The sequence below is a fragment of the Mesorhizobium sp. B2-4-12 genome, assembly GCF_006441575.1.
In the GTDB taxonomy this organism is placed as follows: domain Bacteria; phylum Pseudomonadota; class Alphaproteobacteria; order Rhizobiales; family Rhizobiaceae; genus Mesorhizobium.
Genome location: NZ_VFVC01000009.1, coordinates 82,283 through 106,212, shown reverse-complemented (window position 1 = coordinate 106,212; position 23,930 = coordinate 82,283). Strand labels below are relative to the sequence as shown.

Genomic DNA, 23,930 nt, shown 5'->3' with positions numbered 1-23,930 from the left:
ATGAGCACTCTCGCAGCAACCAAGGAAGTTTCAACTGGGGCCGCCACTGCGCCCCGCGTCGACTTGAAGTTGGAAGTCGTCGTCATCCCTGTGTCCGACATCGATCGTGCCAAGGCCTTCTATACGGGCCTCGGCTGGAGGCTCGACGCCGACTTCGTCAACGGTGATGCGTTCCGGGTCGTGCAATTCACGCCGCCCGGTTCGCTGGGTTCGATCCACTTCGGCAAGGGTCTCACTTCGGCCGCGCCAGGATCGCAAAATCTCTATCTCGTCGTATCCGACATCGAGGCCGCACGCGCCGCGCTCATAGCGCGCGGCGCCGGTGTAAGTGAAGTGTTCCACCGCGCCGCCGTTGGCGGCCCTGCTATTCCGGGCGTTGATCCGGAGCGCCGCACCTACAACTCGTTTGCCACCTTCCGTGATCCGGACGGCAACAGCTGGCTGCTGCAGGAGATCACCACCCGACTCCCCGGACGCGTGGACTCGGGCGACACAGCGTATAGTTCGGCGGGCGAACTCGAGGCCGCGCTGCTACGCGCGGCGACCGCCCATGGCGAGCACGAGAAGCGCGACGGTGGCCGCCACGATGTGAACTGGCCGGCATGGTACGCCGAGTACATGGTCGCCGAGCGGGCCGGCAGGCCGTTGCCGCAGTAGGATTCCTGGCATCAGCAGTCCGTTGGCCTGCTTGCCAGCCGCTCACGCGGCAAGCGTTGGCGACGATCCGGTCGGCGGCATCGGCCGGAAGCGCGTCGATGAACATCCGTTTGAAAGCGTGCGCCGGGAACGGGGCGCGCTTTTGCCGTGCCTTGCGATCATGTCGATTCTTCAAGCCGACTGTGCATTGCCCGAACCGATCCGAAAGTATTGCCGATACCAACGTGCAATGGATTTGCCTCGGCCGACAGTCGATTTGTGTAGCGCATCGTAACGCACCGACCGAAGAGAGGAGCACGTCATGTCACCCATTTCGCTATCGCCCAACCGGCGCGAAGTTCTCGCTGCCACCGCCGCCGCCGGGGTCATCAGCCTGCTGCCTCAGGCGCTGCATGCGGCGACTGACGCGGAGGCGATCCGCCCGTTCACTTTCAGCTTTCCGGACGAGGACCTCGCCGATCTCCGCCGGCGCGTCGCCGCAACCCGCTGGCCGAAATCGGAAACGGTCGCGGACGCGAGCCAGGGCGTGCAGTTGTCGACGATCCAGAAACTCGCGCGGTATTGGGCGACGGACTACGACTGGAAAAGGTGCGAAGCGCAATTAAAGGCCCTGCCCCATTTTGTGACCGAGATCGACGGGCTTGACATCCACTTCATCCACGTCCGTTCGAAGCATGAAAATGCGTTGCCGCTCATCGTCACGCATGGCTGGCCCGGCTCGATCATCGAGCAGCTGAAAATCATCGATCCCTTGACCAATCCGACCAAGCATGGCGCGAGCGCATCGGATGCGTTCGACATCGTGGTTCCGTCGCTGCCGGGCTACGGATTCTCAGGCAAGCCAACCGTCACAGGTTGGGACACACCACGCATTGCACGCGCCTGGGTCACGCTAATGAAGCGGCTCGGCTACACGAATTTCGTCGCCGCTGGCGGCGACGTGGGCGCGCAGGTCGGCGACGAATTGGGCGTGCAGGCACCTCCCGGATTGCTTGGCGTTCACTCGAACATGCCGGGGACCCTTCCTGCCGATATCTCCAAGGCGCTCAATCTTCACGAGCCGGCGCCCGCCGGGCTCTCCGCCGACGAGCAGAATGCGTGGAACCAACTCGAACTCTTCTACAAGAAGGGGTTGGGCTACGCCAACGAGATGTCACTACGCCCCCAGACGCTATACGCGCTCGAGGATTCGCCGGTTGGCCTGGCGGCCTGGATCCTCGATCACGACGCGGGCAGCTACGCGATGATCGCGCGCTCGATCGACGGACAACCCGAAGGCCTCACCCCTGACGACGTTCTCGACAACATCACGTTCTACTGGTTGACCAAGACGGCGGTGTCATCGGCGCGTCTCTACTGGGACGCCAGCGCCACGGCGAAGAAGGGCTTTTTCGACGTCAAGGGCGTGAACACCATCCCATTCGCGGTGAGCGCGTTTCCGGACGAGATCTATACCGCCCCAAAGAGCTGGGCGGAAAAGGCCTACCCCAAGCTCATTCATTACAACAAGCTTCCCAAAGGCACGCACTTCGCTGCCTGGGAACAGCCGCAATTCTATTCAGAGGAAGTTCGCGCAAGTTTCCGGCAGTTGCGGTCAGCCTGAGATCCCCCCGAGCGGAACATGAGTGTTCCGCTCTCCTCCCGGGACGTGGAGCGGGACTGCAATCCCGCTCCACGTTGCCCCAGTCTTGACCAAGCGCCGCTGGTTCGAAATCGATGACGTCGAGAGGTCGCGCTGGAATTCTTGAGCTGAACACGCTATATGACCATCTACATGGTCAGGAGAATGGCATGGATGCGATCAATCTGGCAGACGCCAAGGCCCATCTGAGCGAGTTGATCGACCGGGTCGAGGCGGGCGATTCAATCAACATCACCCGGCGCGGCAAGCCGGTTGCACGGCTCACCGCCGTGGCCAAGCCTCGCAAACCAATCGACGCTGCCGTGCTCCGGTCTCTGACGGCGATTATGCAACCGCAGACTGAAAGCGCTGCTGATCTGGTGCGAGCGATGCGGGACGGCGACCGCTACTGATGCTTTATCTCGACACGTCGCTGATCGTCGCGGCGCTCTCCAATGAAGCGATGACGCCGCGTGTTCAGGCCTGGCTGGCGGAGCAGGATGCGGCGCAGCTTCTGATCAGCGACTGGACCATCACCGAGACGTCTTCGGCCATGGCGATCAAGCTGCGGACCGGCCAGATCAGCCTGGAACAGCGCGCCGGGGTGCTCGCCATGTTCAACAAGCTGGTCGCCGAGAGCTTCACCGTGCTCGGCGTGACGGGCTGGCAATTCCGGACCGCGGCGAAATTTGCCGATCAGCATATGCTTGGGCTTCGAGCCGGCGATGCGCTGCATCTCGCCATTGCATCGGAGCATGGCGCCACAGTGCACACGCTCGATCAGCGGCTCAGTGAGGCCGGTCCAGCGCTTGGGGTGCCGACGCAGTTGCTGACATGAAGCAGGCCCTCTCGCTGCTTTTACCTGTCACTCCCACTCGATTGTTTTGACGCGGTTAGGCCCTTTACCGCGTCTTTTTGGGTGTGGGCCCTAGCACTATCACTACAGTGCATTCGCCGGAACAGAAGCAAACAACTGGAAACAGGCTGAGTGCCTGGGCCTAATCAAGCAGCGCTGCTAATTGCGCGCGGCGTAGATACGCTTGACACCGAAAAGCCGTGGACGGGCAATCGAATTGCCGCCGGATTCGCGACGAGCAGAAGCGGGCGATCGTGCAGGAAACGGGGAAGCCCACGCCGTCGTGGCGCAGGTTTGCCGCTGCTGCGGCCGAGGTCGAACGGCGGAGCCGTTGCCTACTGACAGCCAATTGTCAGCTTCGTCGTGGGATAATGCGTCCCAAGCGATCCAGAATGGATTCGCCAGTGCATAAGCCAAGCTGGATTGAAACGCGGATGAAAAAGATTGCCCTGTCGCTGTTCGTGATCGCCGCCTCCGGCGCCTATGTCTGGGAACAACCCGGCAAGGCCCAGACGGACGATATGCTTGGTTCGGCGCTTCCTGCCGACGCTACGGAGCGAGATGCCGGGCAGCCAGCCATCCCCGCAACACCCGCGGATACCGCCCCTAGTCCAGCGCCAGCCTTGCTCGAGCCTCGCCGGCAGAGCACGCGGCTGGAGCCCCGTGTCGACGTGCCGTCGTCGGCGATCAGCAAGGAAACGACGGCGGCCATTCCGATGCCCGCACCAGAGCCGGAGCAAGCCGCGGTCAGGCTATCGCAGGCGTCGCGGCTGCCGGCCTCGCTGTCCACGGCCCCGGCACCGGAGCCAGCCGTGGCCAAACCTCAGCCGAGCGTCGCTGCTGAAACGCAGGAGACTTCGTCATTCGCCGTAACTCCCGCCGTGTACATCCCTATCCCACAATCGCGGCCGGACTATCCCCAGGCACCGGCTCGCGTCATCCGCGCAGGAATGAAGGCGATCGCGACAAGTCCGGCCACGCACGGTTTCAGGGACGGAACATATGCCGGTCCCGTTACGGACGCCTATTACGGCCCCATGCAGATCCAGGTTTCCATACAGGGCGGCCGTCTGACCGCGCTGAAAGTGCTGAAATATCCGTCGGACCGGAGCACCTCCGTCCGCATCAACAGACAGGCGCTGCCCATGTTGCGCGACGAGGCGATCAGCGCGCAAAGCGCCAATGTGGACATCATCTCAGGCGCAACGCTGAGCAGCAGGGCCTTCATCCAATCGCTCCACGGCGCGCTCAGGAAGGCTTCTTCCTAATTCGATGCACGAAACCCGCGTTCTGATGGGAATGCCCATTACGGTCGACATCGGTGGCGCATCTGGCGCGCTGATCGAGGACGTCTTCGGCTATTTCGACCGGATCGACCGGCGCTTCAGCACGTACAAGACCGACAGCGAGATTTCCGCCATCAATCGCGGCGACGTTCCGGTCAAGGATTGGAGCCGCGAGATGATGGAAGTGCTGGCACTTGCCGAGCGCACGAAGAACGAGACGGGCGGTTACTTCGACATTCGCAGGCCGGACGGCTCGCTCGATCCTTCGGGAATCGTCAAAGGGTGGGCAATCCGCAACGCCGCGGGCCTCGTTCGCCAAGCGGGCGGCAAGGACTTCTTCATCGAAGCCGGCGGCGACGTCCAGTCGAGCGGTAAGAACGCCTCCGGAACCGACTGGAGCATCGGCATCCGCAATCCCTTCAAAATGGATGAAATCGTCAAGGTCCTCTACCCGCGTGGTCTCGGCGTCGCGACCTCCGGCACCTATGCGCGCGGACAACACATCTACAACCCGCATGGGTTCGATGATCCGATCACCGGGATCGTCAGCCTGACGGTTGTCGGACCCGACGTGCTCGACGCCGACCGCTTCGCCACCGCCGCCTTCGCAATGGGCCGGAAGGGCATCCACTTCATCGAGCAGGTTTCCGGCCTCGAGGGCTATGTCATCGACATCGACGGTCGGGCAACGCTGACAACCGGTTTCGGAGACCTATGCGAACCATGATCAAGGCGCTCGACCGATCCCTCGATCACCTGACCATGTACAGGCTGGTGCTCTATTATCTGACGGCCCTGCTGGTCACGGCCTTCGCCTTCACCTTTGCCAAGCTCGTGCCCTACGATCCACTCGCGCTCGCCTTTACCTCCGCGCTGACGCTCGCGGTTTGCTGGATCACCAACAAAGCCTTCGAACTGGTCTTCGAGGTTCCGGCAAACAAGGAGTCCGTCTACATCACCGCGCTCATCCTTGCCCTCATCCTCGATCCGGTGGCCGCAACGGACCTCACGGGCATTGGCGCCGTGGCATTCGCCTCCGTCTGGGCGATCTCATCCAAGTTCATCTTCGCAGTCGGGCGGAAGCATGTTTTCAACCCGGCGGCGCTCGGCGTGGCGCTGTCGGCGCTGCTTCTGGACAAGCCCGCCACCTGGTGGGCCGGCGGCAATTCATGGCTGCTCCCCTTCGTGCTGGTCGGCGGCATTCTCGTTGTGCGAAAGCTGCGGCGCCTGGATCTCGTCGCGGCCTTCCTGATCGTGGCGCTGATCACCATCCTGGCCACGACAGAGCCATCGCTCTATGGCGAGGCGCTCAAGGAGACGCTGACCTCGTCGCCGCTGCTGTTCTTCGCCTTCGTGATGCTGACCGAGCCGTTGACGGCGCCTACCACGCGTTGGCCACGCATCGCCTTCGCGGCGGTCGTCGGTTTCCTGTTCGCTCCCAACGTGCATATCGGCTCGTTCTATTTCACGCCGGAGCTGGCGTTGCTCGCTGGCAATGTGTTTGCTTACGCGGCAGGGCCGAAGGGCCGCTTCGTGCTGACATTGGAACGCATAGAGCGCTCCGCCATCGACAGTTACGACTTCGTCTTCAGTTCGCCGCGAAAGCTGGCCTTCGAGGCGGGCCAATATCTCGAGTGGACGCTCGGCATGAACCGCTCCGACAATCGGGGCAACCGCCGCTATTTCACCATCGCCTCGGCGCCGACCGAGGAAACCGTCCGTCTGGGCGTGAAATTCTACCCGCAATCGAGCGCCTTCAAGCGCGAACTGATCGCCATGAAGCCCGGCGGCAGAATCCATGCCGCGCAGTTGGCAGGCAACTTCACCCTTCCGGCGAACCATGGAACAAAGATCGCCTTCCTGGCCGGTGGGATCGGCATCACCCCATTCCGCTCCATGTTGCAACATCTGCTCGACCGCGACGAGAGACGCCCGATCGTCGTTCTCTACGGAACCGAGGGACAGCAGGATATCGCCTATCGCGATGTGCTCGGCACCGCCAGGCAAAAACTCGGCATCAGGACAATCCATGCCGTCGCACGGGGCGCCGAGCGCGGCCAGTATCCAGGCTATATCGACGAGCGCCTGATACGCCTGGCGGTCCCCGACTATCTCGAACGGACGTTCTACATTTCCGGCCCACAGGCCATGGTCAAGGCGCTTCGCCAGAAGCTTCGCGCCATGGGCGTGCGCCGTTCAAGGATAAAGGTCGACTACTTCCCCGGCTTTGCCTGACGAGCAGTCACCCGTGCCTTGGGACCGAAATGGTCACGATCAGGCCCGGGTCGGCATTTGCCATGGCAAGGCTTCCGCCGTAGGCTTCCACGATGTCCGAAACGATAGCGAGGCCAAGGCCGCTGCTGCCGCCCTTGCTGTCCAGCTGAACCCCGCGAGACAGGACGGATTGCCGGTCCGCGTCCGGGATGCCTGGCCCGTCATCAGCAACGGCGATAATTACGGCCGCGGCTGTCACGGATGCCGCTATGCGTACCGATGATCGTGCAAAGCGCGTGGCATTCTCAACGAGATTGCCGAGTATCTCCGACAGATCTCCTTCATCGATCGGCGCGACAAGATCATCGGCGACATCGATCTCGAAGGAAAGACGCTTGCCGCCAGGCGTCCGTTTTACCACGCCGACCACGCCGGCCGCGGTCTCGAAGACGCGGCAAGTGGCCTTGCCGAAAATGCCGGGTGCAAGGCGGGCCCGGGCCAGTTCCCGCTCGACGTGTCGCCGGATCGCGCTGGCGCTTCTTTCAATATCGCCGGCTAGCTCCGTCTCGCCCTTCTTCCGCAGCGCGCGAATGTCCGCTGAGAGCACCTGCAATGGCGTCTTGAGCCCATGCGCCAGATCGGTCGCGCGTGAGCGGGCGCGTAGAAGCGCCTTGTCCTGGGCCTCAAGCAAGCGGTTTATCTCATCGGCGAGCGGTTGCACCTCCCGAGGCGCCGCCACTTCGAGCCGCGTCGCGCGCTGGGCGACAACGTTTCGGACCGCGACCCGCAGGCTTTCCAGCGGGGCGAGACCCACAGTGATCTGGATGAAGAATGCGGCCATTAGGGCCAGGGCAAGAACGATCAGGGCCGGCGCGAGATCGCGGACATATTCGCTCACCGCCACTTCCACGCTGCGGTGGTTCTCGGCGACGATGGCACGAAACGATCGGCCGCCGGGATCGATGACCGTACGCGCGACCGCGATTGCGAGCTCTCCCTCCGGCCCTTTGAACTCCTTGATTTCCTTGAGCTCGCCACCGATCTGGTGTGCGTGCAGTGCAAGGGTCGCATCCCATAACGAACGCGAGCGGACAAGATAGCTCGATGCGATGTCCTCCACCTGCCAATAGTGGCCGGACAGAGGAATGGAAAAACGCGGGTCGGTCAGCGGCGCCTGGACAGAGAGGTGGCCGTCGGCACCGTAAGCGGTGGCGCCGATCAGTTCGTTGAGGTCTACGGTGAGCTCACTGACGATACGCCGTTCTACATTCAGTTCGAACAGATAGCGCAACCCAACGCCTGCGATGGCAAGGGCGATGAGAATTGAAATCGTGGCCGCCAGCCAGAGCCTGAACCGGATCGAGTTTCCCATCAGCTGCCATCATCGGCTATCAGATAGCCGAAGCCGCGCCTTGTCTTGATGATGTCGCTGCCGAGCTTCCTGCGCAGGCGGGCAACGATGACCTCGATCGCATTGGGATCACGATCGTTGCCGGAATCGTACAGATGCTCCGTCAGTTCGGTCGGTGCCACGACGCGCCCGCCATGATGCATCAGGTACGCCAGAAGCCTGTACTCGAGAGGCGAGAGTGAAACAGGGGCACCTTGGACCGAAACACGCATTTGAAGAGTGTCGAGAAGCAAGGGTCCGGATCTGAGCACCGGCGCTGCCTGGCCTGTCGAACGGCGCAGGATCGCCCGCAATCGCGCCAGCAGTTCCTCCATTTCGAAAGGTTTGGGCAGGTAGTCGTCGGCGCCCGCATTGATGCCTTCGACGCGCTCCGTCCACATGCCTCGCGCCGTCAGGATGAGGACTGGAAACCGGCGACCGTTGGCTCGCCATCGTTTAAGGACGGTTAGACCATCGAGCTTGGGCAAGCCGAGATCCAGTATGGCCGCGTCATAGTTCTCGACATCGCCCGCAAACCAGGCTTCTTCACCCTCGCGCACCACATCGACGGCCATCCCGGACGCCTTCAGCGCTGCAGCGACGTCCGCCGCGATCCGGGGTTCGTCCTCGGCCAGGAGGATTCTCAACGGTCGCCCCCTTCGCCTCTTACGATCACGCCGGCTCCAGCATCAACATCCACAAGCTTGCGGCGGCCGTCCGCGCCGACAACCTGCAAGCGATAGATCCATTTGCTCCCAAGGCGGACAAGGTCGACGGCAACAACATCGCCGGGCGCCTTGGCGCGCACGATATCCAGAATCCTGGCAAAGCCCTTGATTTGGCCATGCTCGTAAAGGTCCCTTGCCCGGTCGTGATCGCCGTCGTCATCCTCGCCGGCTCGCGCTGCGAGCGGCTGGGCGGCGGCGAGCCCAATAAGGCCAGCCACGACAAGTCGTTTGAGAATGGTTGTCATCAACCAGGCATCTCGCACACAAAGGCTGTCAATCCGCTGTCAGCCATCGTCCAGCAGACAGCAAAGGTTCGTACCCAGCAAGCTCGACTCGAATATTGCGGATGCTGCGATTGCCGACAACCCGGCAATCACCGATCAATCGAGGCCGGTCCGCGATCAGTAAGCAGATCGTGGGGCCTACGCGCCCTGCTCCAGGCCGACATCGGTCACATCAGCTTGTCGAGCGTGACAGGCAGGTCGCGAATGCGCTTCCCGGTGGCGTTGTAAACCGCGTTGGCGACCGCGGCGCCGGTGCCTGTAATGCCGATTTCGCCGATGCCATGAGCGCCCATCGGCGTGTGCGGATCGGCGATGTCGGTCCAGATCACCTCGATCGGCGGAACATCCAGATGCACCGGCACGTGATAATCGGCCAGGCTGGCGTTCATGATGCGACCGTTGCGCTCGTCGAACTCGGTTTCCTCCATCAGCGCCAGTCCGAGGCCCATGATAATGCCGCCGCGGAACTGGCTTGCAGCCGTCTTCGGGTTGAGGATCCGGCCGCAATCGAATGAGCCGAGTACACGGTTGACCCGCGTCTCACCGGTCACGGCATTGACGCGCACCTCGCAAAAGATGGCGCTGTAAGAGTGCATCGACCAGTGTTGCAGTTCAAGCGGCGCAGGCGCGCTCGCCTCGGCCACAACCTCGTCGCGTCCCGCACGCGACAGGATGGAAGCGTAGCTCTCGTGGCGTTCCGGCTCATCGAGCTTGGCCAGGCCTGCATCGTAGCCGCCGACCTGGTCGGCGCCGAGCCCCGCCAGCGGCGAATCGTTTCCCGCGAGCTTGAGCAACTCGGTCACAAGCACGCGCTGGGCGGCGATTACGGCCGCTCCGATGGATGCCGTCTGCTGCGAGCCACCCGCCAGGATCACACCGGGAAGGGTCGAATCCCCGTATTCGATCGAAACAGAATGAAGCGGCAGGCCAAGCCTTTCGGCGGCGACGGATAAGTTCACGGTAGCCGTGCCCATTCCCATCTCATGCGCCGCCACCGCCACCGTCGCCCGGCCGTCGCGGGTGAGCGTGATGCGAGCCGCGCCACCAGGCATGCGGTAATAGGGATAGGTGCCGGTCGCGCACCCCATGCCGACCAGCCATTCTCCTTCACGGCGCGTCCCGGGCGCGGTTCGCTGGCTCCACCCAAAGCGCTCGGCGCCAGCCCGATAGGCTTCGACGATATGCCTTGACGAAAAGGGAGTGCCTTCGGTCGGATCCTTCTCCGGCTCGTTGCGGATGCGCAGTTCGATCGGGTCCATGCCGAGTTCTTCGGCCAGTTCGTCAATGGCACATTCGAGCCCGAATGTGCCGACAGCTTCGCCGGGCGCCCGCATGAAGGTGTTAGCCGCCATGTCTATATACGCCACCTCGACATCGAGCTTGAAGGTGTCGGCGGCATAGCCGCTGCGCGTCGCAATAATAAACGGCTCGGGAAAGGCATTGTGCCGGGTCATCACGGTGACGCCAGTGTGGATGATCGAGGTAAAACGGCCATCCGGCTGCGCGCCGATCGCCACATGCTGTTCGGTCAGGCCGCGGCCGCCGACCACCCTGAACACGCCTTCGCGCGACAGGGCGATCCGCACCGGCCGGCCGGCAAGCTTCGCCGCCGCCGCACCCAGCACCTGGTGCTGCCACAGGCACTTCGAGCCGAAGCCGCCGCCCACATAGGGCGACGTGACATTCACCTGCTTCTCGTCGATGTCGAAGATCTTCGCCAAGGACCAGGCGGTGTGCGCCACGCCTTGCGAGGCATCATGCACCCTCAGTTCCTCGCCATTCCATGCCATAGTCGCGGCGTGCGGCTCGATGGCATTGTGGTTTTGGCGAGGTGTGCGGTAGGTCACGGATATCTTGTGCGGGGCCGCAGCCAATTGCGCCTCGGCATCGCCGATTTCCAGCTTCAGCGGTTCGCCCATGAATTGACCCGGCTCGGTGCCCTGCGCCTTGGCAGCGGCCAGCGAAGTGGTCGCCGGCTCGGCCTCGTATTCGACGCGGATCAGTGACTTGGCATGATCCGCCTGCTCCTGGGTTTCTGCCACGACGACGGCGATCGGTTGGCCGTTCCAGTGAATACGATCGTCCTGCATGACCGCCAGATTATCGCCGCCCGCCGCCTTGGCATTCGTCATGAACAGCGGCGTCGGCTTCATGGGCGGCGCATTGAGGTGCGTCATCACCAGAACCACGCCCGGCGCTTCCGACGCAGCCTTGATGTCCAGGGCAGCGATCCGGCCCTTGGCGATCGTGCTGAACGCCACAGCCGCGTAGGTCATGTCGGCGAGCGGGAACTCGGCGGAGAAACGGGCCGCGCCCTTGACCTTGAGAGGCCCGTCGATCCGCGACATGGGTTTGCCGACATGCCCATGCTGGTGATGGATGAGCGGATCGGGCTTCCCGCCTGGCAACCAGCTGTCGGGTGCCAGTTCAATGGCTTTCTTCATCAGGCCCTGGGCCGCGCCCTTGGCCGCCTCGCCGGCTTGTTCCAGGATGCTCATGCGGCTTCTCCCGCCAATTCGCCAAGCACGCTGACGATGGTGCGCTTGGCCAGTTCGATCTTGAACGCGTTGTCACGCAACGGAACGGCGTCCGCGAGTTCCGCTTCCGCGGCCGCCCGAAAGGCCTCGGCGGTAACAGGACCGTCTTTCAGCGCCGCCTCGGCCTTCCAGGCCCGCCAGGGCTTGTGCGCCACTCCGCCGAGGGCGAGGCGCACCGCCTTGACGGCACCGTTCTCCACCCGCAGCGCCGCGGCGACGGAGACAAGGGCAAAAGCATAGCTCGCGCGGTCGCGCACCTTGCGATAGGTTGAAGCCATTGTCAGCGGCGGCAGTTCGACGGCGGTGATCAACTCGCCTGGCTCCAGAACCGTCTCGATTTCGGGGTGTTCGCCTGGCAGGCGGTGAAGATCGGTCAGCGGCAGTGTCCGCTTGCCTGTCCTGCCTTCGAGATGGACCTTGGCATCGAGCGCGGCCAGCGCCACGCACATGTCCGAAGGATGCGTCGCGACACAGGCCGGCGAGGCCCCCAGAATTGCGTGCATGCGATTGAAGCCGTCCGCGGCATCGCAGCCTTGTCCGGGGGTTCTCTTGTTGCAGCGCGATCCCTCGTCGTCGTAGAAATACGCGCAGCGTGTGCGTTGCAGGATGTTGCCACCCACCGTCGCCATGTTGCGGATCTGAGCGGAGGCGCCGGCAAGGATGGCGCGGGCCAGAACGGGATAGCGCTCGCGCACCGCGCGGTGCTCGGCCAAGGCGGTGTTCCGGACTGCCGCTCCGATCAGCAATCCGCCCTCATGCTCATCTATGTTTGCCGGCAGCCCGGTCACATCCACCAGGATGGCCGGGCGCTCGATCGTCTCGCGCATCAAGTCCACCAGATTGGTGCCGCCGCCAAGATATTTGGCTGCCTCAAGGCCTGCTCTCTGTACCGCCTCGGCCGCGTTTGTCGCTCGGGAGTATTGGAACGGGGTCATGCTGCCATCTCCGGGCTATCGGGCCGGTAAGGCTGCGCGGCCTCCTTGCTGATAAACGTCGCGGCGATCGCATCGATGATGCCGTTATGCGCGCCGCACCGGCACAGATTGCCGCTCATGCGCTCTGCCAGCTCTTCGCGGCTGGCAGGGATTGAACCGGCTCTCAGATCGCCGGTCACGTGGCTGGGAAGGCCCCGCCCCAACTCCGCCACCATGCCGATGGCGGAGCAGATCTGTCCCGGCGTGCAATAGCCGCACTGGAAACCGTCGCGGTCGATAAACGCCTGCTGAAGCGGATGAAGCTCGTCTCCTTGCGCAAGACCCTCGACAGTGGTGACAGCGCGCCCTTCGGCCTGCACGGCAAGGGTCAGGCAGGAAACCACGCGTTCGCCGTCGAGCAGGACCGTACAGGCCCCGCACGCGCCCTGATTGCAGCCCTTTTTTGTGCCCGTGAGCCGGAGTTCCTCGCGCAGAAGATCAAGCAGCGAAACCCGTGGGTCGGCGGGCAGTGGCACGGCTGAGCCGTTGACGATAATGGACATGGCGACCTCGCTATCGGCGTAGAGAAGGTTACTTGGCGCTCGCGACGGAGGGGTCAACCCACGTCGAGACATCCGATAGCGATTGAGTGCAATCTTCGCTGCCTGGCCCGAGGGCCAGGACGCAAGAACTGTTCAGCCTCGGTGCGTCGTCACAGTTTGACGGCACCTTCCCTGGCCCATAGGCGCAGCTTGCGACAGGCCTCGATGAACGGCTGCACCGAGGCGGCGGAATCGAATTCGATGAGACCCACATCCGCCTCAAGAGCGATTGAGACCGGGCGTCACTCGCGGCCACGCTGCCTTGCATTCCGTGGCCGCGAGTATTTTTCTTATGCTGTACTCGTGAAAGCGAGGCGGCAGTCATCGGGCCATCTTCAGTCTTTCACATAGGCGCCAGGCTGGCGGCCGCCCTTTGCCGCTTTTTGGTAGTGGGTCAGTACAACCCTGCCGAATGCACTTGCGCACGTAAAGAGCGGATCGAAGGAAACCCCGACATCAAGCATGTCAGCACGTCATTTTCGGAACGCCAGAATCTTAAGATGCGCATGCACATGCGCCGCTTCACGCGCCTGACCAACGGCTTCTCAAAGAAGGTTGAGGCTCACGCAAATGCTGTTGCCCTGCACTTCATGTATTATAATTTTGTGCGAATTCATGCTTCTCTGCGCGTAACCCGGCGATGGCCGCTGGCGTCACCGACAAGCTTTGGGAGATCGCGGATATCGTGGCACTGATCGAGGCGAAGGAAGCTGAAAGGCCGGTCGTGCGCGGCCGTTACGAGAAGCGGGCAGTAGCATGACACTGAGGCAAAGGGTCTCGCTCGCCTCAAAAATCACGCTGTCCTATGTGTTCGGCGTGATTGGAGGTTTGTTAGCCGTGTCAAATCCTTCGCCGGAGATTCCATGGTCTGAGACACTTTCGCTTTTCGTCGTTTATGTTGCGGCCGGCTTCCTAATGTCTTGGCCGCTTTACTTAGCAGCAGTTGCTGCAGCCATCGCTTTCCCACGCTCTGTTGCCGCAAGACCGGGAACGTGGACTTCAGCGGCGGTTCTTATCGCAGCAAGTTTTTCTTTTTTGATCCTTCCGTGTGACGGGCATTTCAGATCACTCGCTACGCTAGGGGCACTCGCTGCTCTGCTCGCCGGCTTTTGTTTCTATTGCATAGCAAGGCCGACGGGTCAGATTTCAAACTGACCCACTACCCCGCTTTTGCATCCTTTGAGTGTTCGGCTATAGAGGGACCAGCGCCGGAGGTCTTCTCAATGGCCGGGCTCGGTGTTGCCTGCGGTCTTTGGTTTTGGCCGTTCGACTGAAGGGTTCGATCCTCCACTTCGCCTTGTTTTCGCGTGAGGCCCATTGCGCCCCCAGGCTTATGATTGCCGGCCGGTTGGGTGATGAATAACATCGCTGCTGAAAGAGGGTTCCATCACAGGCCGGCGGAAATTGCCGCTGTTTCCATGCAAAATCATAACGAGCGGTTGCGCCTCTAATCCGGAATAGCGCCAGGCACTGGCCCCAGTGCGGCGAGACAATGCTGATGGCGCCCCATCAGCGGGATCATCTCGAAAAAGCCGTGAACGTGTTTCGGCTCCCTTGTTGATCCGATCGTCGGACTCGATCGGGGCGTCCTGCTCGTTGATCGCCTCAGCGATATATTCCGGGAGATCGCCCACCTCGTCGCGAATGTCGTCAGGATCGATGCCTACCGCGTGGCTTGACTTCACTCAATCCGAGGGCCCGATAAGCCAAGGTCGGAATTCACGGGTTAATTCCTCAAAGCGACCCTTGCGGGCTGCTATTTTGGTGTGGAAGTTGCATTGACGGACTCTACCGACCTGGGTTCGGAGGACATTGTGAGCTTAAGGCGCTGTTGGCGAAGACGTGCCGTTTTCGCCAACCTCGCCTGGCGTTCAGCCTCCAGCACCAATTTGGACTCTCTGTTCGCTCTTTCTATTTTTTCCCTGTCGATTTTTCGACGTTTCAAGCCAACCTCCCTGCCTCCATCGATTCCGGTGCAAAAATGCGACGAGCAGCCGAATGTTCCGCACGAATCAGGGTTCCACTGGGCAAGACCGCCGCCAGTCGATAATTGCGCTTGCCTTGCGGTTGCAGCCATCGTGCCACATGCTGAATGTGGAAATTCAAATTGCTCGTGAGAATGACCGATGCGGACATCGCTCTACGATCTCAGCGTGCCAACCTTCCTGCAGACCGTGAGATCCATCGGAGGTTTCCTCGACCGTGCGGCCACGCATTTCTCGAACACCGGTGTCGATCCCGATAATATCGTGCACACCCGCCTCTTCGACGACATGGCACCCTTCCATTTTCAGATCGAGGCGGCGTGGCATCATTCCGTTTGGGGGGTCGAGGCCCTCAAGTCCGGCGCGTTCACCCCTCCCGCCTTGGTCGGACCTGTTCCCTTCGCTGACCTGCAGGCCATGATCGGCAAGGCAGAAACGACGCTGGAGGCGTTCATCCCCGATGAGGTCAACGGCTGCTCGGGCAAGCACCTGGACCTTCAGATCGGCCCGCGAAGGCTTGCCTTCACCGCGGAGACCTTCATCCTCTCTTTCTCGCTGCCAAATTTCTATTTCCATGCCGTCACCACATACAACATCCTGCGTTCGCGAGGCGTGCCGCTCGGTAAGCATGATTACGAGGGTCGGCTGCGCACCAGATCATCCTGAGATGAAATCTAGCCTCAACGGAAGGACCTCGGCACTCCACCAGTTTCTGCTAGTCTGACTTGCCCGGCAGTATCGAACCCAGAACCTGCCTGACGGTCCCGCGAATAACACCGGTTTCACTGGGATCGCCCTTTGCAAGCGACGATGTCAGGTTTTTGATCTGGTCGAAGGTGAAATGCGGGGGAAGTGGCGGGACCTCGGGATCGGTCTTGACCTCAAGGACGACGGGGTAATCGGACGCGAATGCTTCGTCCCAGGCCGGTCCGAGGTCTTCTGGGCGATCGACAAACAAGCCTTCAAGACCGATCAGTTCGGCAAACCGATGATAGGGCACGTCCGGGATACGCTGCGACGCCTCGAACTTCGGGTCGCCTTCCATGACCCGCTGCTCCCAAGTAACTTGATTGAGATCCTGGTTGTTGAAGACGCAGATGATGAACCGGCCGTCCGGCCAGGACGACTTCCAGTATTTGGCGACGGTGATCAGTTCCGCCATGTTGTTCATCTGCATGGCTCCATCGCCAACAAGCCCCACCACCGGCCGGTCCGGGTGCGCGAACTTGGCGGCGATCGCGTAAGGGACAGCGGCGCCCATCGAGGCGAGGCCGCCGGAGAGCGATGCCATCATCCCCGGCCTGATCCTGACGTCACGCGCGTACCAATTCGCGCAGGATCCGGAATCGCTCGTCAGAATGACATTGTCCGGCAATCTCGGCGAAAGCTCCCATGCCACCAGTTGCGGATTGACTGGGTCGGCTTTTGTCTTGGCTCGCTTCTCCAGAAGTTTCCACCAGTCGGCTACGCTCTTCTCGATCTGTTTGCGCCACTTGTTTTTCTTCTGCTTCAACAATGGCAGCAGAGCCTTGAGCGTCTCAGTTGCATCGCCGACAAGATTGACGTCCATCGGATAGCGCAAGGACATCATGCCGGGCTTAAGATCGATCTGGACGCCTTTGGCCTGACCTTCTTTTGGCAGGAACTCCGAATAAGGAAAGCCGGATCCGACCATCAGCAACGTGTCGCAGTCCCGCATCAGGTCCCAGGAGGGTTCCGTTCCGAGCAACCCGATCGAGCCAGTTACCCAAGGGAGAAAATCCGGTAAAGCCGCCTTGCCGAGAAGCGCCTTTGCGGCACCCGCGCCAAGGCGATCGGCGATGTCGATCACCTCTTGCGTCGCGGCAAGGGCACCAGCGCCGACGAGGATTGCGACACGCTCGCCTTCGTTGAGGATATCGGCGGCCGCTTTCAAATCATCCGCGTGTGGAACAACCAACGGCTTGCGATAGCCGACGCCGGAATGCACCGTGCCGTGAGCGCGGGACGGTTCCTCATAAGGCATCTCCTGCAAGTCGTTCGGCAGGACGAGCGCCGTCACGGTTCGGTTTGCCAGCGCAATGCGAACGGCCCGGTCAACGAGGTGACGGACCTGTGCGGGCACGGCGGCCTGATGGACGAAATTTCCCGCCACATCCTTGAACAGCGAGGCAAGATCGACTTCTTGCTGGTAGTGGCCGCCGATCGCGCTACGCGCCTGCTGGCCGACAATGGCCAAGACGGGCTGGTGGTCAAGGCGCGCATCATAAAGACCTGTCACGAGGTGCGTCGCGCCGGGACCGGAAGTTGCTATGCAGACGCCAAGTCCGCCAGAAAACTTGGCGTAGGCCGACGCCATGAACGCGGCCATTTCCTCATGTCGTGCCTGGACGAATTCAATCTTCCCATCCGCACGGTTGAGGGCCCCGAAGACGCCGTTGATGCCGTCACCGGGGTATCCGAACATCCGCCGTACGCCCCAGGCGTGGAGGCGCGAGATCAGGAAATCGCCAACAGTTTTAGACATGAGAGGAGCCTTTCGATCATGGCTGGAAAGCGAATTAACCAGCGTGGCGACGTCCCGTTCCCAGCCTCGCCACTGTTCTCCAGCTCTTGATCCGACCCATCGGTCTGCCGAGCTCCTTATCGATCAATGGTGTTCACCGCTCCCAGAAGCTTCCCTGCCCGCCGGGGTTCAGCTCCCAGCGACACGCCGGGCGGCTGCCTCGGGATCATCGCGTGCCAATTCAGACGGACCTTGTTGCAGAGCCTGGTCTCGACCGACTTCCTTGCCAATCTTGTAAGCGGCATAGACGATGCCGAGACCGATCAAAAACCTGAACATGGAAATCTCCTTCGGCGGGAAACCCAATCGTTGACGGGTGGTTCCGGGATGCGTGCGATGACATTGCGCGCGGGCAAGGGGTTTGGCCGAAGCCCCCGCGCCTATTCGCCCAATATGATCCCGGAAGCTATGATTTGAGCCGTGCGCCCTGTTAGCCTTCCGCGTTTCACGAGCGTGGGTTTGACATAGGGTTTTCTCGTCATCACAGATCCACTGATGCCGGATACCGTTTACCTGCCAAGGCGGCATTGCGGCCTAAACGGTCTTCGCGCGCCAGTGTTCCACAGGACTCACATGGTTCTGCTGATGAACAAATGCGATATGCAACGGCTTGAGTTTCCGAGGGGGACGAGATCGATCTGAAATCGGCAGCCGAGGAGGGGGTCGAGCGATGTGTCCGGGGCCTGAGGGTCATGTGCCCGCGGCCAAATCGGTGCCGGTAAGGTTGATTTCGCGTGGCGGATAGCAGGCAGCGGTCTTTCTTGCCTGACGCAAAAAGACCACCAGTGAGGCAGCAAGCCGCTCGACCTTCGTACGTCGAGCCAAGAGGCAGGAATCGGCCAGATCACGGCCGTGACCGCCGAACGACGTCACACCAACTCAATTGCCGTTAACTCGAAAAGTGCTGCCTTTAACCTATGAGTGGGAGTGGCTTGCAGCATTCCTTTTCCTTGTCGCGGCGGCCTTCTTCGCAGAGGCCGACCTCTCGGCCGCGGAACGAGATGCCTGGGCTTTGCCGCCCTTCTCTCCCCCCTTGTGAGCTGCAGGATGGCCGGTGTGCTTTCCACGTCCCGATCCGCCCTCTTTCTTGCCGCCGCCGTCATCCTTGTTTACCGTTGCCCAGGCACGACGTTCGGCTTCCTTTTCCGATACCCCGCGATGCTCGTAGCCCTCGGCGATGTGATCAGCTTTACGCTCCTGCTTGTCAGTGTATTTCGACTTGTCGCCACGTGGCATCGTGACCTCCTGTTTCTCTAACGGTTGCGAACGAACACATCCCGATTTGGTTCCAGATTGCCAAGACATCCGAGCGCGACGCCACTGGGCGATCGAATATCAACCAAGCCCCAAACCTCTGTCGGAACTCTCGGGCTGCCGGACCAGCGAACCCGGCGTGGCCGATCGCTTCCAATCAGCTGCCTTGCAAATTCGCCCGTCCAGAAATGCAGCCATGCCCGGCGAGCACCGCCGACTTCGCCCGGCAAGCACCAGGCGGTCCAACCCGCCGGAGCCCACAACGCGGCGGGGTCAATCGCTTCGTGACGTTTTTCGGCGGCGTGTGCGCCGCTTGGCGACGATTTTGAGCGGCACAGGCGGCGCCGAAGCCAGCGCGCCCAAGGCCGCCTGTACCATACCGGACGCGACGAAATCCGCGCTGATGTCCTTGGCCAGATTGTCGGCGTCCTCCTTGTCGGCCCCGTCGAATTTGAACCATAGCGCGATCCCGACCCTGAGGTCCGCTTTGGCCCGCTTCAGCCGGCGCACCAGAAAGCGGGCATGCTTGACGGAATCCTGGTTGAGGAAGCCGACCACCACTGTATCGACGCCGCCCAACTCAAGGCGACGAATTGTCGACGGCTCCAAGTCTACAAAGCTCGCCTTTGACACCGTAGCGCCCTGCACTTCCAACACCTGCGCCAGCATCGCCGCCGCCGCGTCGTCGAGTGGACCGCGGCCGCCAGCGCAAAGCACCGTCAATCCCGAGCCATCCGGCAATTCGGCATAGCCATTCTTCGCGGCCTCATTGTCCTCGATCGACCCCGCATCCTCGCCGATAACCGGGGCATCCTCCTCGTCCATCTCGTGTTGAGCGCTGTCTTCGAGGTTCGCGACCAGCGTCAGCGCGCTGGTTGCCACCTGCTGAATCTGCTGGTCGTCCATTACGCCACGGACGCGGTCCTTCTCACCGAGCAGCAAGGCGGGCAGGGCCACCTTGTCGTAGAATTCGACCAGGTAATTCTCGTCGAGAGTTTCCTCGGCATGGTCTGTTGCCTCGTCGGGATCGCCTGCCAGCAGCCGTTGGTACAGCCGCGCGTGGGCCTCCAGTACCGGCTCGTTGCCGAACAGCACATCGAGGAATTCGAACTGCGGTACATGCCGGCCAAGCACCACCAGACAAACCGTGAGCGGTGTCGACAGGACCAATCCCAGCGGACCCCATAGCCATGTCCAGAAGATTGCCGCAACGATGATGGCCAATGGCGAAAGCCCCGTGCGCGATCCATACAGCCAAGGCTCGATGACATTCCCGGTGATCAACTCCATCGCCACGAATAGAGCTGCCGTCCACAACACAAGCGACCATCCTGGCGCCACCGCCAGCGCAAGGAAGAGGGGCAGCAGCGCGCCGATCACGGGTCCGATATAGGGAACGAAACGAAGGGCCAGCGCCAGCAGTCCCCACAGGAGCGCGTTGGGGATGCCCAACACCCATAGCCCGATCGCAATCGGGATCGCGTAGATCAGGTTGACGACCAATTGCATCAGCAAGTAGCGCCCTACCCGCGAGCCGGCGTCCTGCAGCGCCTGCGTCGTCCGATGAAGGTCGCCGTAGCCAACAAGGCGAATGAAACGGTCGCGCAGATCTTCCCGCTCCAGAAGCATGAAGATGACGACGATGACGATCAAGCCAGCCGACCCCAAAGGGCTGATCAGCGGACCAATGATGTTCTGGAGGATTTCGAGCGGCTTTTCCTTGGCAACGATTTCAACCGGCACCGGGTCGCGTTTCAGGGTTTGCGGGGAGGCTGGAAGCGAAGGCTCTTGCCTGTTGATCTCCTGGCCAACCCGCTCGACTACACTGCTCAATCTCGAGATCACGCCGCCGCCCACTCCCGTCTCCTTGAGAGAACGGACCTTGGTGAGGATGTTTGACTGGTAAAGCGAGATGTTCTGAGCGAGTTCGCTGACCTGCGACGCGACAATAAAGCTGAACAGCGCCAGAACCGCGAATGCCCCGAGCACGCTCAGGATGACCGCGGCAAGGCGCGGCATGCCTGCCCGTTTGAGCGCCGAGACCAGAGGAGCGAGTGCAAAGGTCAGGAGCAGCGCGATCGCGATCGGCAAGAACACTTCTCGTCCGAAATACAACGCCGCAACAGTGGTTACGACGGTGGCGACGGTCGGCAGCGCCGTACGCCGACGCGCTAAGGAAAGGGGTCCTCCCAATCCGGAACTGGGGGAGATGCCGTTACGATCGATCGCCAAGAAATTCCTCCGCCTGCCCACCAAGATCATAAACGCTAAAGTGGGATATGTTTTCCATCAAATAGCGGTTTCCCTGGCCGGAACGAGGGCGCATCGAGAGCCATGTCTATGGGCACGACGCCTGCGGCAATGCACTCCCTATGGCTTGCCCGACCGCAGCGAAAGCACCCGTCAGTACGCATCACAGGGCCGGCACTGAGCCCAACACTCAACCCGGCCAAATCGATGGCCCTCAAAATCAACACGCGCACGCGCAAAAGCGAGCACCGACCTGGAACATCACAGGGCGCATGACGTTTGGCACCGTAATGCAATCAAGGAGGCCCGTGTCATGGATTGGAATCGTGTCGAAGGAAATTGGAAGCAGGTCAAAGGCAAGGTCAAAGAACAGTGGGGCAAGCTTACTGACGACGACCTCGACCGTATTGCCGGCAGACGTGATCAACTCGAAGGCAAGATCCAGGAGCGCTACGGCATTGAGAAGGATCGTGTGCGGCGCGATATTGACGATTGGTACCAACGGCAAGACTGGTAGGTATCGCCTGGCACGTCGTGTGAGCTTCTTCTTACCGGCGACCGGCATGGGAACGCGGCTTGCAGCCGACGCAGCTCGCGGCTTCATCCCGGGGCCGGGTTATGATGCGCTCACCTCCTCCGCTAGGCGGCCTCGCGACGCTCTCTACACCCCATTGCTCTTGCTGGCGCCGGATGGTGTCAAGCGGCCGGCGTCCTCACTTGGCTAGGCTGTTTTGATTCCTTTAGGCTCCACATTTGCGATCGCCAAAAAAATGGTTTCGAGCAAATCCTTGTCGTGGAAGGGTTTGCCGAGCAAGGGCACGTCCGCCGGTCGATCGGCGATCTGGCTAGCATCGGCATAGCCGGTTATGATAACCGCAGGCCAGTCGGAGCGCAGAGTGCGTGCGAAGCGGATAACGTCCACGCCCGATACGAGTGGCATGGCAAAGTCGGTAACGATGACATCGAAATCATTAGGAGCGCGCTCGATCAGCGCCAATGCCTCGGGCCCTCCTGCGGCGCAGGTCACATCAAAACCATGCTGACGGAGAGACTCGGCTGTCAGCTGCCGCAACGCGTTACTATCATCGATCAGAATGATCGATGGGCGCCTCGTGTCGGCGTCTAGGCGTATATGTCCGACGTCGGTCTCAGCAGCAGGACCGTCTGGCTCCGCGACGGAGCGTGGCAGCCAGAGTTGCATGCTCGTTCCACGATCAACGACGCTGTCTATGCGAAGTGCACCGCCGGATTGCCTCATAAAGCCATAGACCGTACTGAGGCCCAGACCGGTCCCTTTCCCGACCGGCTTTGTCGTGAAGAAAGGTTCAACGACCTTGGCGAGAATATCAGGAGCTATGCCAGAACCTGTATCCTTGACCGTCACAACGACATAGTCACCCGCCGAAACGTCCGCCGAAGACCTCCTAAGTGAACGGTTGTGCGCTTGCACGGTTATCGTACCGCCGGAGGGCATGGCATCACGCGCGTTGAAAACCAGATTCATTAAAGCCAGCTCGAGCTGTCCGGCATCGACGTGCACCGGCCACACCGTGTCGTCGATTTGCCAGTCGAATCGGACCAACGCTCCCAAAACAGGTGCGACCAACCCGTTCATGCTGTCGCCCAGCACTGCCAGGCGCACCGCTTCCGGCTTTAGGGTCTGCCGTCGGGAGAAAGCCAGCATTCGCGTGACCAGGTCAGCTCCTTGTTTCGCGGAACGCCGCATCAAGTCGAGGACCTGCCGTGCTTGACCGTCCAATGTCGCGCGGCGTTCGAGCAACCCCAATCCACTGAGAATTGCAGCCAGCAGGTTATTAAAGTCATGCGCCAGGCCACCCGTCAGTTTGCCGATGGCGTCGAGACGTTGTGATTGTAGCAGTTGATCCTCGAGGCCACGCTGATCGGTAACGTCGAGCAGCGTCCCGAGGATTTCGGACTCGCGGCCGTCAGCGCCGTTCGACATGACGCCTTGGTCAAGAAAGATGCGATACTCGCCGTTGGCGCACTTCCAGCGGAATTCGCACGTATACGAGCCAGCCGTTTTGGCCGCCAGAAGTGCCTGCTCGAGCCGTGCCAGATCGTCGGGATGGACCCGCTTGAGCCCGAATCCTGGATCGGAAGTCATATCCGCAGGCGAAAAGCCGGTCAAACGCTCGACACCTTTGGTGACAAAGCGCGTCGCAAAGGGCGGCTCGGCCGTCCGCGCGTGAAAGCAGACCGGCAGCGAACTCAGTATGGCATCCTGCCGTTCCTCCGCGCTGCGCAGAGCCCGTTCCGCCTGAAGCTTTTCCTTCTGCGCCTGCAGCGCCTGCGCCAGCAGTCCCTGCTCAATTCCCGCCTTCCGCTGGATTTCGATCGTCTTTTCGTGAAGCTCGACAAAAACCGCGACCTTCGAACGCAGCATGGTCGGATCAAATGGCTTGAACACATAATCCACCGCGCCGGCATCATAGCCGCGCAGCATATGGGCGTCCTCCTTGTTGATCGCGGTGAGGAAGATGATTGGCGTGCGTTTGGACTGTTCGCGCTGTCGGATAAGCGCGGCTGTTTCATACCCATCCAGCCTTGGCATCAGGACATCGAGCAGGATAACGGCGAAGTCTTCTTTCAGCAGAAAACGTAGGGCCTCTTCGCCCGACTGAGCGCAGAGGACGTCGCCGGTGGTGGCGAGCACTTCGCTGATCGCCAGCAGATTGCGCTCATCGTCGTCCACGGCGAGAATACGTGCCCGTGCCGGTCCTTCCGGCAGCTGAACGACACCAGGTTTCCTCGCTCTGCTTCTTTGCAATTTTTGCATCGAATAGCCG

At 61.4% G+C, this 23,930-nt stretch carries 21 protein-coding genes and 1 pseudogene; 10 read left to right on the top strand and 12 right to left on the bottom strand.

Going from position 1 to position 23,930, the window contains the following annotated elements:
* From FJ934_RS08210 to FJ934_RS08180, 7 genes are all read left to right on the top strand, one after another.
* Positions 1-657 carry a VOC family protein gene (locus tag FJ934_RS08210; RefSeq protein WP_140608562.1) on the top strand — a complete coding sequence of 219 codons (657 nt, stop codon included), beginning with the start codon at positions 1-3 and terminating at the stop codon, positions 655-657.
* Between the two features lie 301 nt (positions 658-958).
* Positions 959-2,260 (top strand): epoxide hydrolase family protein, encoded by a 1,302-nt coding sequence (locus FJ934_RS08205; protein WP_140608560.1) that lies wholly within the window; start codon positions 959-961, stop codon positions 2,258-2,260.
* A gap of 188 nt (positions 2,261-2,448) precedes the next feature.
* Positions 2,449-2,691: a type II toxin-antitoxin system prevent-host-death family antitoxin gene (locus tag FJ934_RS08200; protein ID WP_140608558.1), complete on the top strand. Its 243-nt coding sequence runs from the start codon at positions 2,449-2,451 to the stop codon at positions 2,689-2,691.
* Positions 2,691-3,116, top strand: coding sequence for a type II toxin-antitoxin system VapC family toxin (locus FJ934_RS08195; RefSeq protein WP_140608556.1), 426 nt, complete (start codon positions 2,691-2,693; stop codon positions 3,114-3,116). Before FJ934_RS08200 ends, FJ934_RS08195 begins: the two co-directional genes overlap by 1 nt.
* A gap of 410 nt (positions 3,117-3,526) precedes the next feature.
* Positions 3,527-4,402: an FMN-binding protein gene (locus tag FJ934_RS08190; protein ID WP_246671454.1), complete on the top strand. Its 876-nt coding sequence runs from the start codon at positions 3,527-3,529 to the stop codon at positions 4,400-4,402.
* Positions 4,403-4,427: 25 nt separating this feature from the next.
* Positions 4,428-5,147 carry an FAD:protein FMN transferase gene (locus tag FJ934_RS08185; protein WP_246671453.1) on the top strand — a complete coding sequence of 240 codons (720 nt, stop codon included), beginning with the start codon at positions 4,428-4,430 and terminating at the stop codon, positions 5,145-5,147.
* The gene (locus tag FJ934_RS08180; protein ID WP_246671452.1) at positions 5,135-6,655 is read left to right on the top strand and encodes an RnfABCDGE type electron transport complex subunit D; all 1,521 of its coding nucleotides are present in this window, start codon (positions 5,135-5,137) and stop codon (positions 6,653-6,655) included. The genes FJ934_RS08185 and FJ934_RS08180 overlap by 13 nt, the downstream gene beginning before the upstream one ends.
* Positions 6,656-6,662: 7 nt before the next feature.
* Here FJ934_RS08180 and FJ934_RS08175 read toward each other — a convergent pair whose 3' ends face one another.
* The 6 genes from FJ934_RS08175 to FJ934_RS08150 form a co-directional block, all read right to left on the bottom strand.
* The gene (locus FJ934_RS08175; protein WP_140608552.1) at positions 6,663-8,006 is read right to left on the bottom strand and encodes a HAMP domain-containing sensor histidine kinase; all 1,344 of its coding nucleotides are present in this window, start codon (positions 8,004-8,006) and stop codon (positions 6,663-6,665) included.
* Positions 8,006-8,671: a response regulator transcription factor gene (locus tag FJ934_RS08170; RefSeq protein WP_140608550.1), complete on the bottom strand. Its 666-nt coding sequence runs from the start codon at positions 8,669-8,671 to the stop codon at positions 8,006-8,008. Before FJ934_RS08170 ends, FJ934_RS08175 begins: the two co-directional genes overlap by 1 nt.
* Complete coding sequence (locus FJ934_RS08165; protein ID WP_140608548.1) at positions 8,668-8,997, bottom strand: PepSY domain-containing protein; 330 nt, start codon at positions 8,995-8,997, stop codon at positions 8,668-8,670. The genes FJ934_RS08170 and FJ934_RS08165 overlap by 4 nt, the downstream gene beginning before the upstream one ends.
* 206 nt (positions 8,998-9,203) lie before the next feature.
* Complete coding sequence (locus tag FJ934_RS08160; protein ID WP_246671463.1) at positions 9,204-11,480, bottom strand: xanthine dehydrogenase family protein molybdopterin-binding subunit; 2,277 nt, start codon at positions 11,478-11,480, stop codon at positions 9,204-9,206.
* 50 nt (positions 11,481-11,530) lie between these two features.
* Positions 11,531-12,508 carry a xanthine dehydrogenase family protein subunit M gene (locus FJ934_RS08155; RefSeq protein WP_140608544.1) on the bottom strand — a complete coding sequence of 326 codons (978 nt, stop codon included), beginning with the start codon at positions 12,506-12,508 and terminating at the stop codon, positions 11,531-11,533.
* Positions 12,505-13,050: a 2Fe-2S iron-sulfur cluster-binding protein gene (locus FJ934_RS08150; protein WP_140608542.1), complete on the bottom strand. Its 546-nt coding sequence runs from the start codon at positions 13,048-13,050 to the stop codon at positions 12,505-12,507. The genes FJ934_RS08155 and FJ934_RS08150 overlap by 4 nt, the downstream gene beginning before the upstream one ends.
* A 434-nt stretch (positions 13,051-13,484) precedes the next feature.
* On the opposite strand from FJ934_RS08150, the pseudogene FJ934_RS28320 reads away from it, so the two are divergent.
* A pseudogene (locus FJ934_RS28320) lies at positions 13,485-13,849 on the top strand (IS1 family transposase); the annotation flags it as partial.
* Positions 13,850-14,420: 571 nt separating this feature from the next.
* Here the strand turns inward: FJ934_RS28320 and FJ934_RS08140 are convergent.
* Positions 14,421-14,774, bottom strand: coding sequence for a hypothetical protein (locus FJ934_RS08140; protein ID WP_140608540.1), 354 nt, complete (start codon positions 14,772-14,774; stop codon positions 14,421-14,423).
* Positions 14,775-15,215: 441 nt separating this feature from the next.
* Between FJ934_RS08140 and FJ934_RS08135 the strand changes: the two genes are divergently transcribed.
* Complete coding sequence (locus FJ934_RS08135; RefSeq protein ID WP_140608538.1) at positions 15,216-15,740, top strand: DUF1993 domain-containing protein; 525 nt, start codon at positions 15,216-15,218, stop codon at positions 15,738-15,740.
* 49 nt (positions 15,741-15,789) lie between these two features.
* On the opposite strand, the gene FJ934_RS08130 is transcribed toward FJ934_RS08135, so the two are convergent.
* The 4 genes from FJ934_RS08130 to FJ934_RS08120 all read right to left on the bottom strand — a co-directional run bounded on the left by FJ934_RS08130 (position 15,790) and on the right by FJ934_RS08120 (position 21,084).
* Complete coding sequence (locus FJ934_RS08130; protein WP_140608536.1) at positions 15,790-17,580, bottom strand: thiamine pyrophosphate-requiring protein; 1,791 nt, start codon at positions 17,578-17,580, stop codon at positions 15,790-15,792.
* Between the two features lie 168 nt (positions 17,581-17,748).
* On the bottom strand, positions 17,749-17,898 hold the full coding sequence (locus FJ934_RS27920; RefSeq protein WP_181165557.1) for a hypothetical protein: 150 nt from the start codon (positions 17,896-17,898) through the stop codon (positions 17,749-17,751).
* Between the two features lie 636 nt (positions 17,899-18,534).
* Positions 18,535-18,855, bottom strand: a complete 321-nt coding sequence (locus tag FJ934_RS08125; protein WP_140608534.1) for a plasmid stabilization protein — start codon at positions 18,853-18,855, stop codon at positions 18,535-18,537.
* A gap of 291 nt (positions 18,856-19,146) precedes the next feature.
* Positions 19,147-21,084 (bottom strand): AI-2E family transporter, encoded by a 1,938-nt coding sequence (locus FJ934_RS08120; RefSeq protein WP_246671462.1) that lies wholly within the window; start codon positions 21,082-21,084, stop codon positions 19,147-19,149.
* 352 nt (positions 21,085-21,436) lie between these two features.
* On the opposite strand from FJ934_RS08120, the gene FJ934_RS08115 reads away from it, so the two are divergent.
* Complete coding sequence (locus tag FJ934_RS08115) at positions 21,437-21,640, top strand: CsbD family protein (protein ID WP_140608530.1); 204 nt, start codon at positions 21,437-21,439, stop codon at positions 21,638-21,640.
* A 204-nt stretch (positions 21,641-21,844) separates the two neighbouring features.
* Here the strand turns inward: FJ934_RS08115 and FJ934_RS08110 are convergent, their stop codons facing one another.
* Entirely contained in the window at positions 21,845-23,920 is a 2,076-nt protein-coding gene (locus FJ934_RS08110; protein ID WP_140608528.1) for a response regulator, read from the bottom strand.
* Between the last annotated feature and the right edge of the window lie 10 nt (positions 23,921-23,930).

What these genes read in the sequence shown, in the direction of transcription:
- FJ934_RS08210 (WP_140608562.1), top strand. Translation starts at nt 1, where the DNA reads ATGAGCACTCTCGCAGCAACCAAGGAAGTTTCAACTGGGGCCGCCACT.
- FJ934_RS08205 (WP_140608560.1), top strand. Translation starts at nt 959, where the DNA reads ATGTCACCCATTTCGCTATCGCCCAACCGGCGCGAAGTTCTCGCTGCC.
- FJ934_RS08200 (WP_140608558.1), top strand. Translation starts at nt 2,449, where the DNA reads ATGGATGCGATCAATCTGGCAGACGCCAAGGCCCATCTGAGCGAGTTG.
- FJ934_RS08195 (WP_140608556.1), top strand. Translation starts at nt 2,691, where the DNA reads ATGCTTTATCTCGACACGTCGCTGATCGTCGCGGCGCTCTCCAATGAA.
- FJ934_RS08190 (WP_246671454.1), top strand. Translation starts at nt 3,527, where the DNA reads ATGGATTCGCCAGTGCATAAGCCAAGCTGGATTGAAACGCGGATGAAA.
- FJ934_RS08185 (WP_246671453.1), top strand. Translation starts at nt 4,428, where the DNA reads ATGGGAATGCCCATTACGGTCGACATCGGTGGCGCATCTGGCGCGCTG.
- FJ934_RS08180 (WP_246671452.1), top strand. Translation starts at nt 5,135, where the DNA reads ATGCGAACCATGATCAAGGCGCTCGACCGATCCCTCGATCACCTGACC.
- FJ934_RS08175 (WP_140608552.1), bottom strand. Translation starts at nt 8,006, where the DNA reads ATGGGAAACTCGATCCGGTTCAGGCTCTGGCTGGCGGCCACGATTTCA.
- FJ934_RS08165 (WP_140608548.1), bottom strand. Translation starts at nt 8,997, where the DNA reads ATGACAACCATTCTCAAACGACTTGTCGTGGCTGGCCTTATTGGGCTC.
- FJ934_RS08160 (WP_246671463.1), bottom strand. Translation starts at nt 11,480, where the DNA reads ATGAAGAAAGCCATTGAACTGGCACCCGACAGCTGGTTGCCAGGCGGG.
- FJ934_RS08155 (WP_140608544.1), bottom strand. Translation starts at nt 12,508, where the DNA reads ATGACCCCGTTCCAATACTCCCGAGCGACAAACGCGGCCGAGGCGGTA.
- FJ934_RS08150 (WP_140608542.1), bottom strand. Translation starts at nt 13,050, where the DNA reads ATGTCCATTATCGTCAACGGCTCAGCCGTGCCACTGCCCGCCGACCCA.
- FJ934_RS08135 (WP_140608538.1), top strand. Translation starts at nt 15,216, where the DNA reads ATGCGGACATCGCTCTACGATCTCAGCGTGCCAACCTTCCTGCAGACC.
- FJ934_RS08130 (WP_140608536.1), bottom strand. Translation starts at nt 17,580, where the DNA reads ATGTCTAAAACTGTTGGCGATTTCCTGATCTCGCGCCTCCACGCCTGG.
- FJ934_RS27920 (WP_181165557.1), bottom strand. Translation starts at nt 17,898, where the DNA reads ATGTTCAGGTTTTTGATCGGTCTCGGCATCGTCTATGCCGCTTACAAG.
- FJ934_RS08125 (WP_140608534.1), bottom strand. Translation starts at nt 18,855, where the DNA reads ATGCCACGTGGCGACAAGTCGAAATACACTGACAAGCAGGAGCGTAAA.
- FJ934_RS08115 (WP_140608530.1), top strand. Translation starts at nt 21,437, where the DNA reads ATGGATTGGAATCGTGTCGAAGGAAATTGGAAGCAGGTCAAAGGCAAG.
- FJ934_RS08110 (WP_140608528.1), bottom strand. Translation starts at nt 23,920, where the DNA reads ATGCAAAAATTGCAAAGAAGCAGAGCGAGGAAACCTGGTGTCGTTCAG.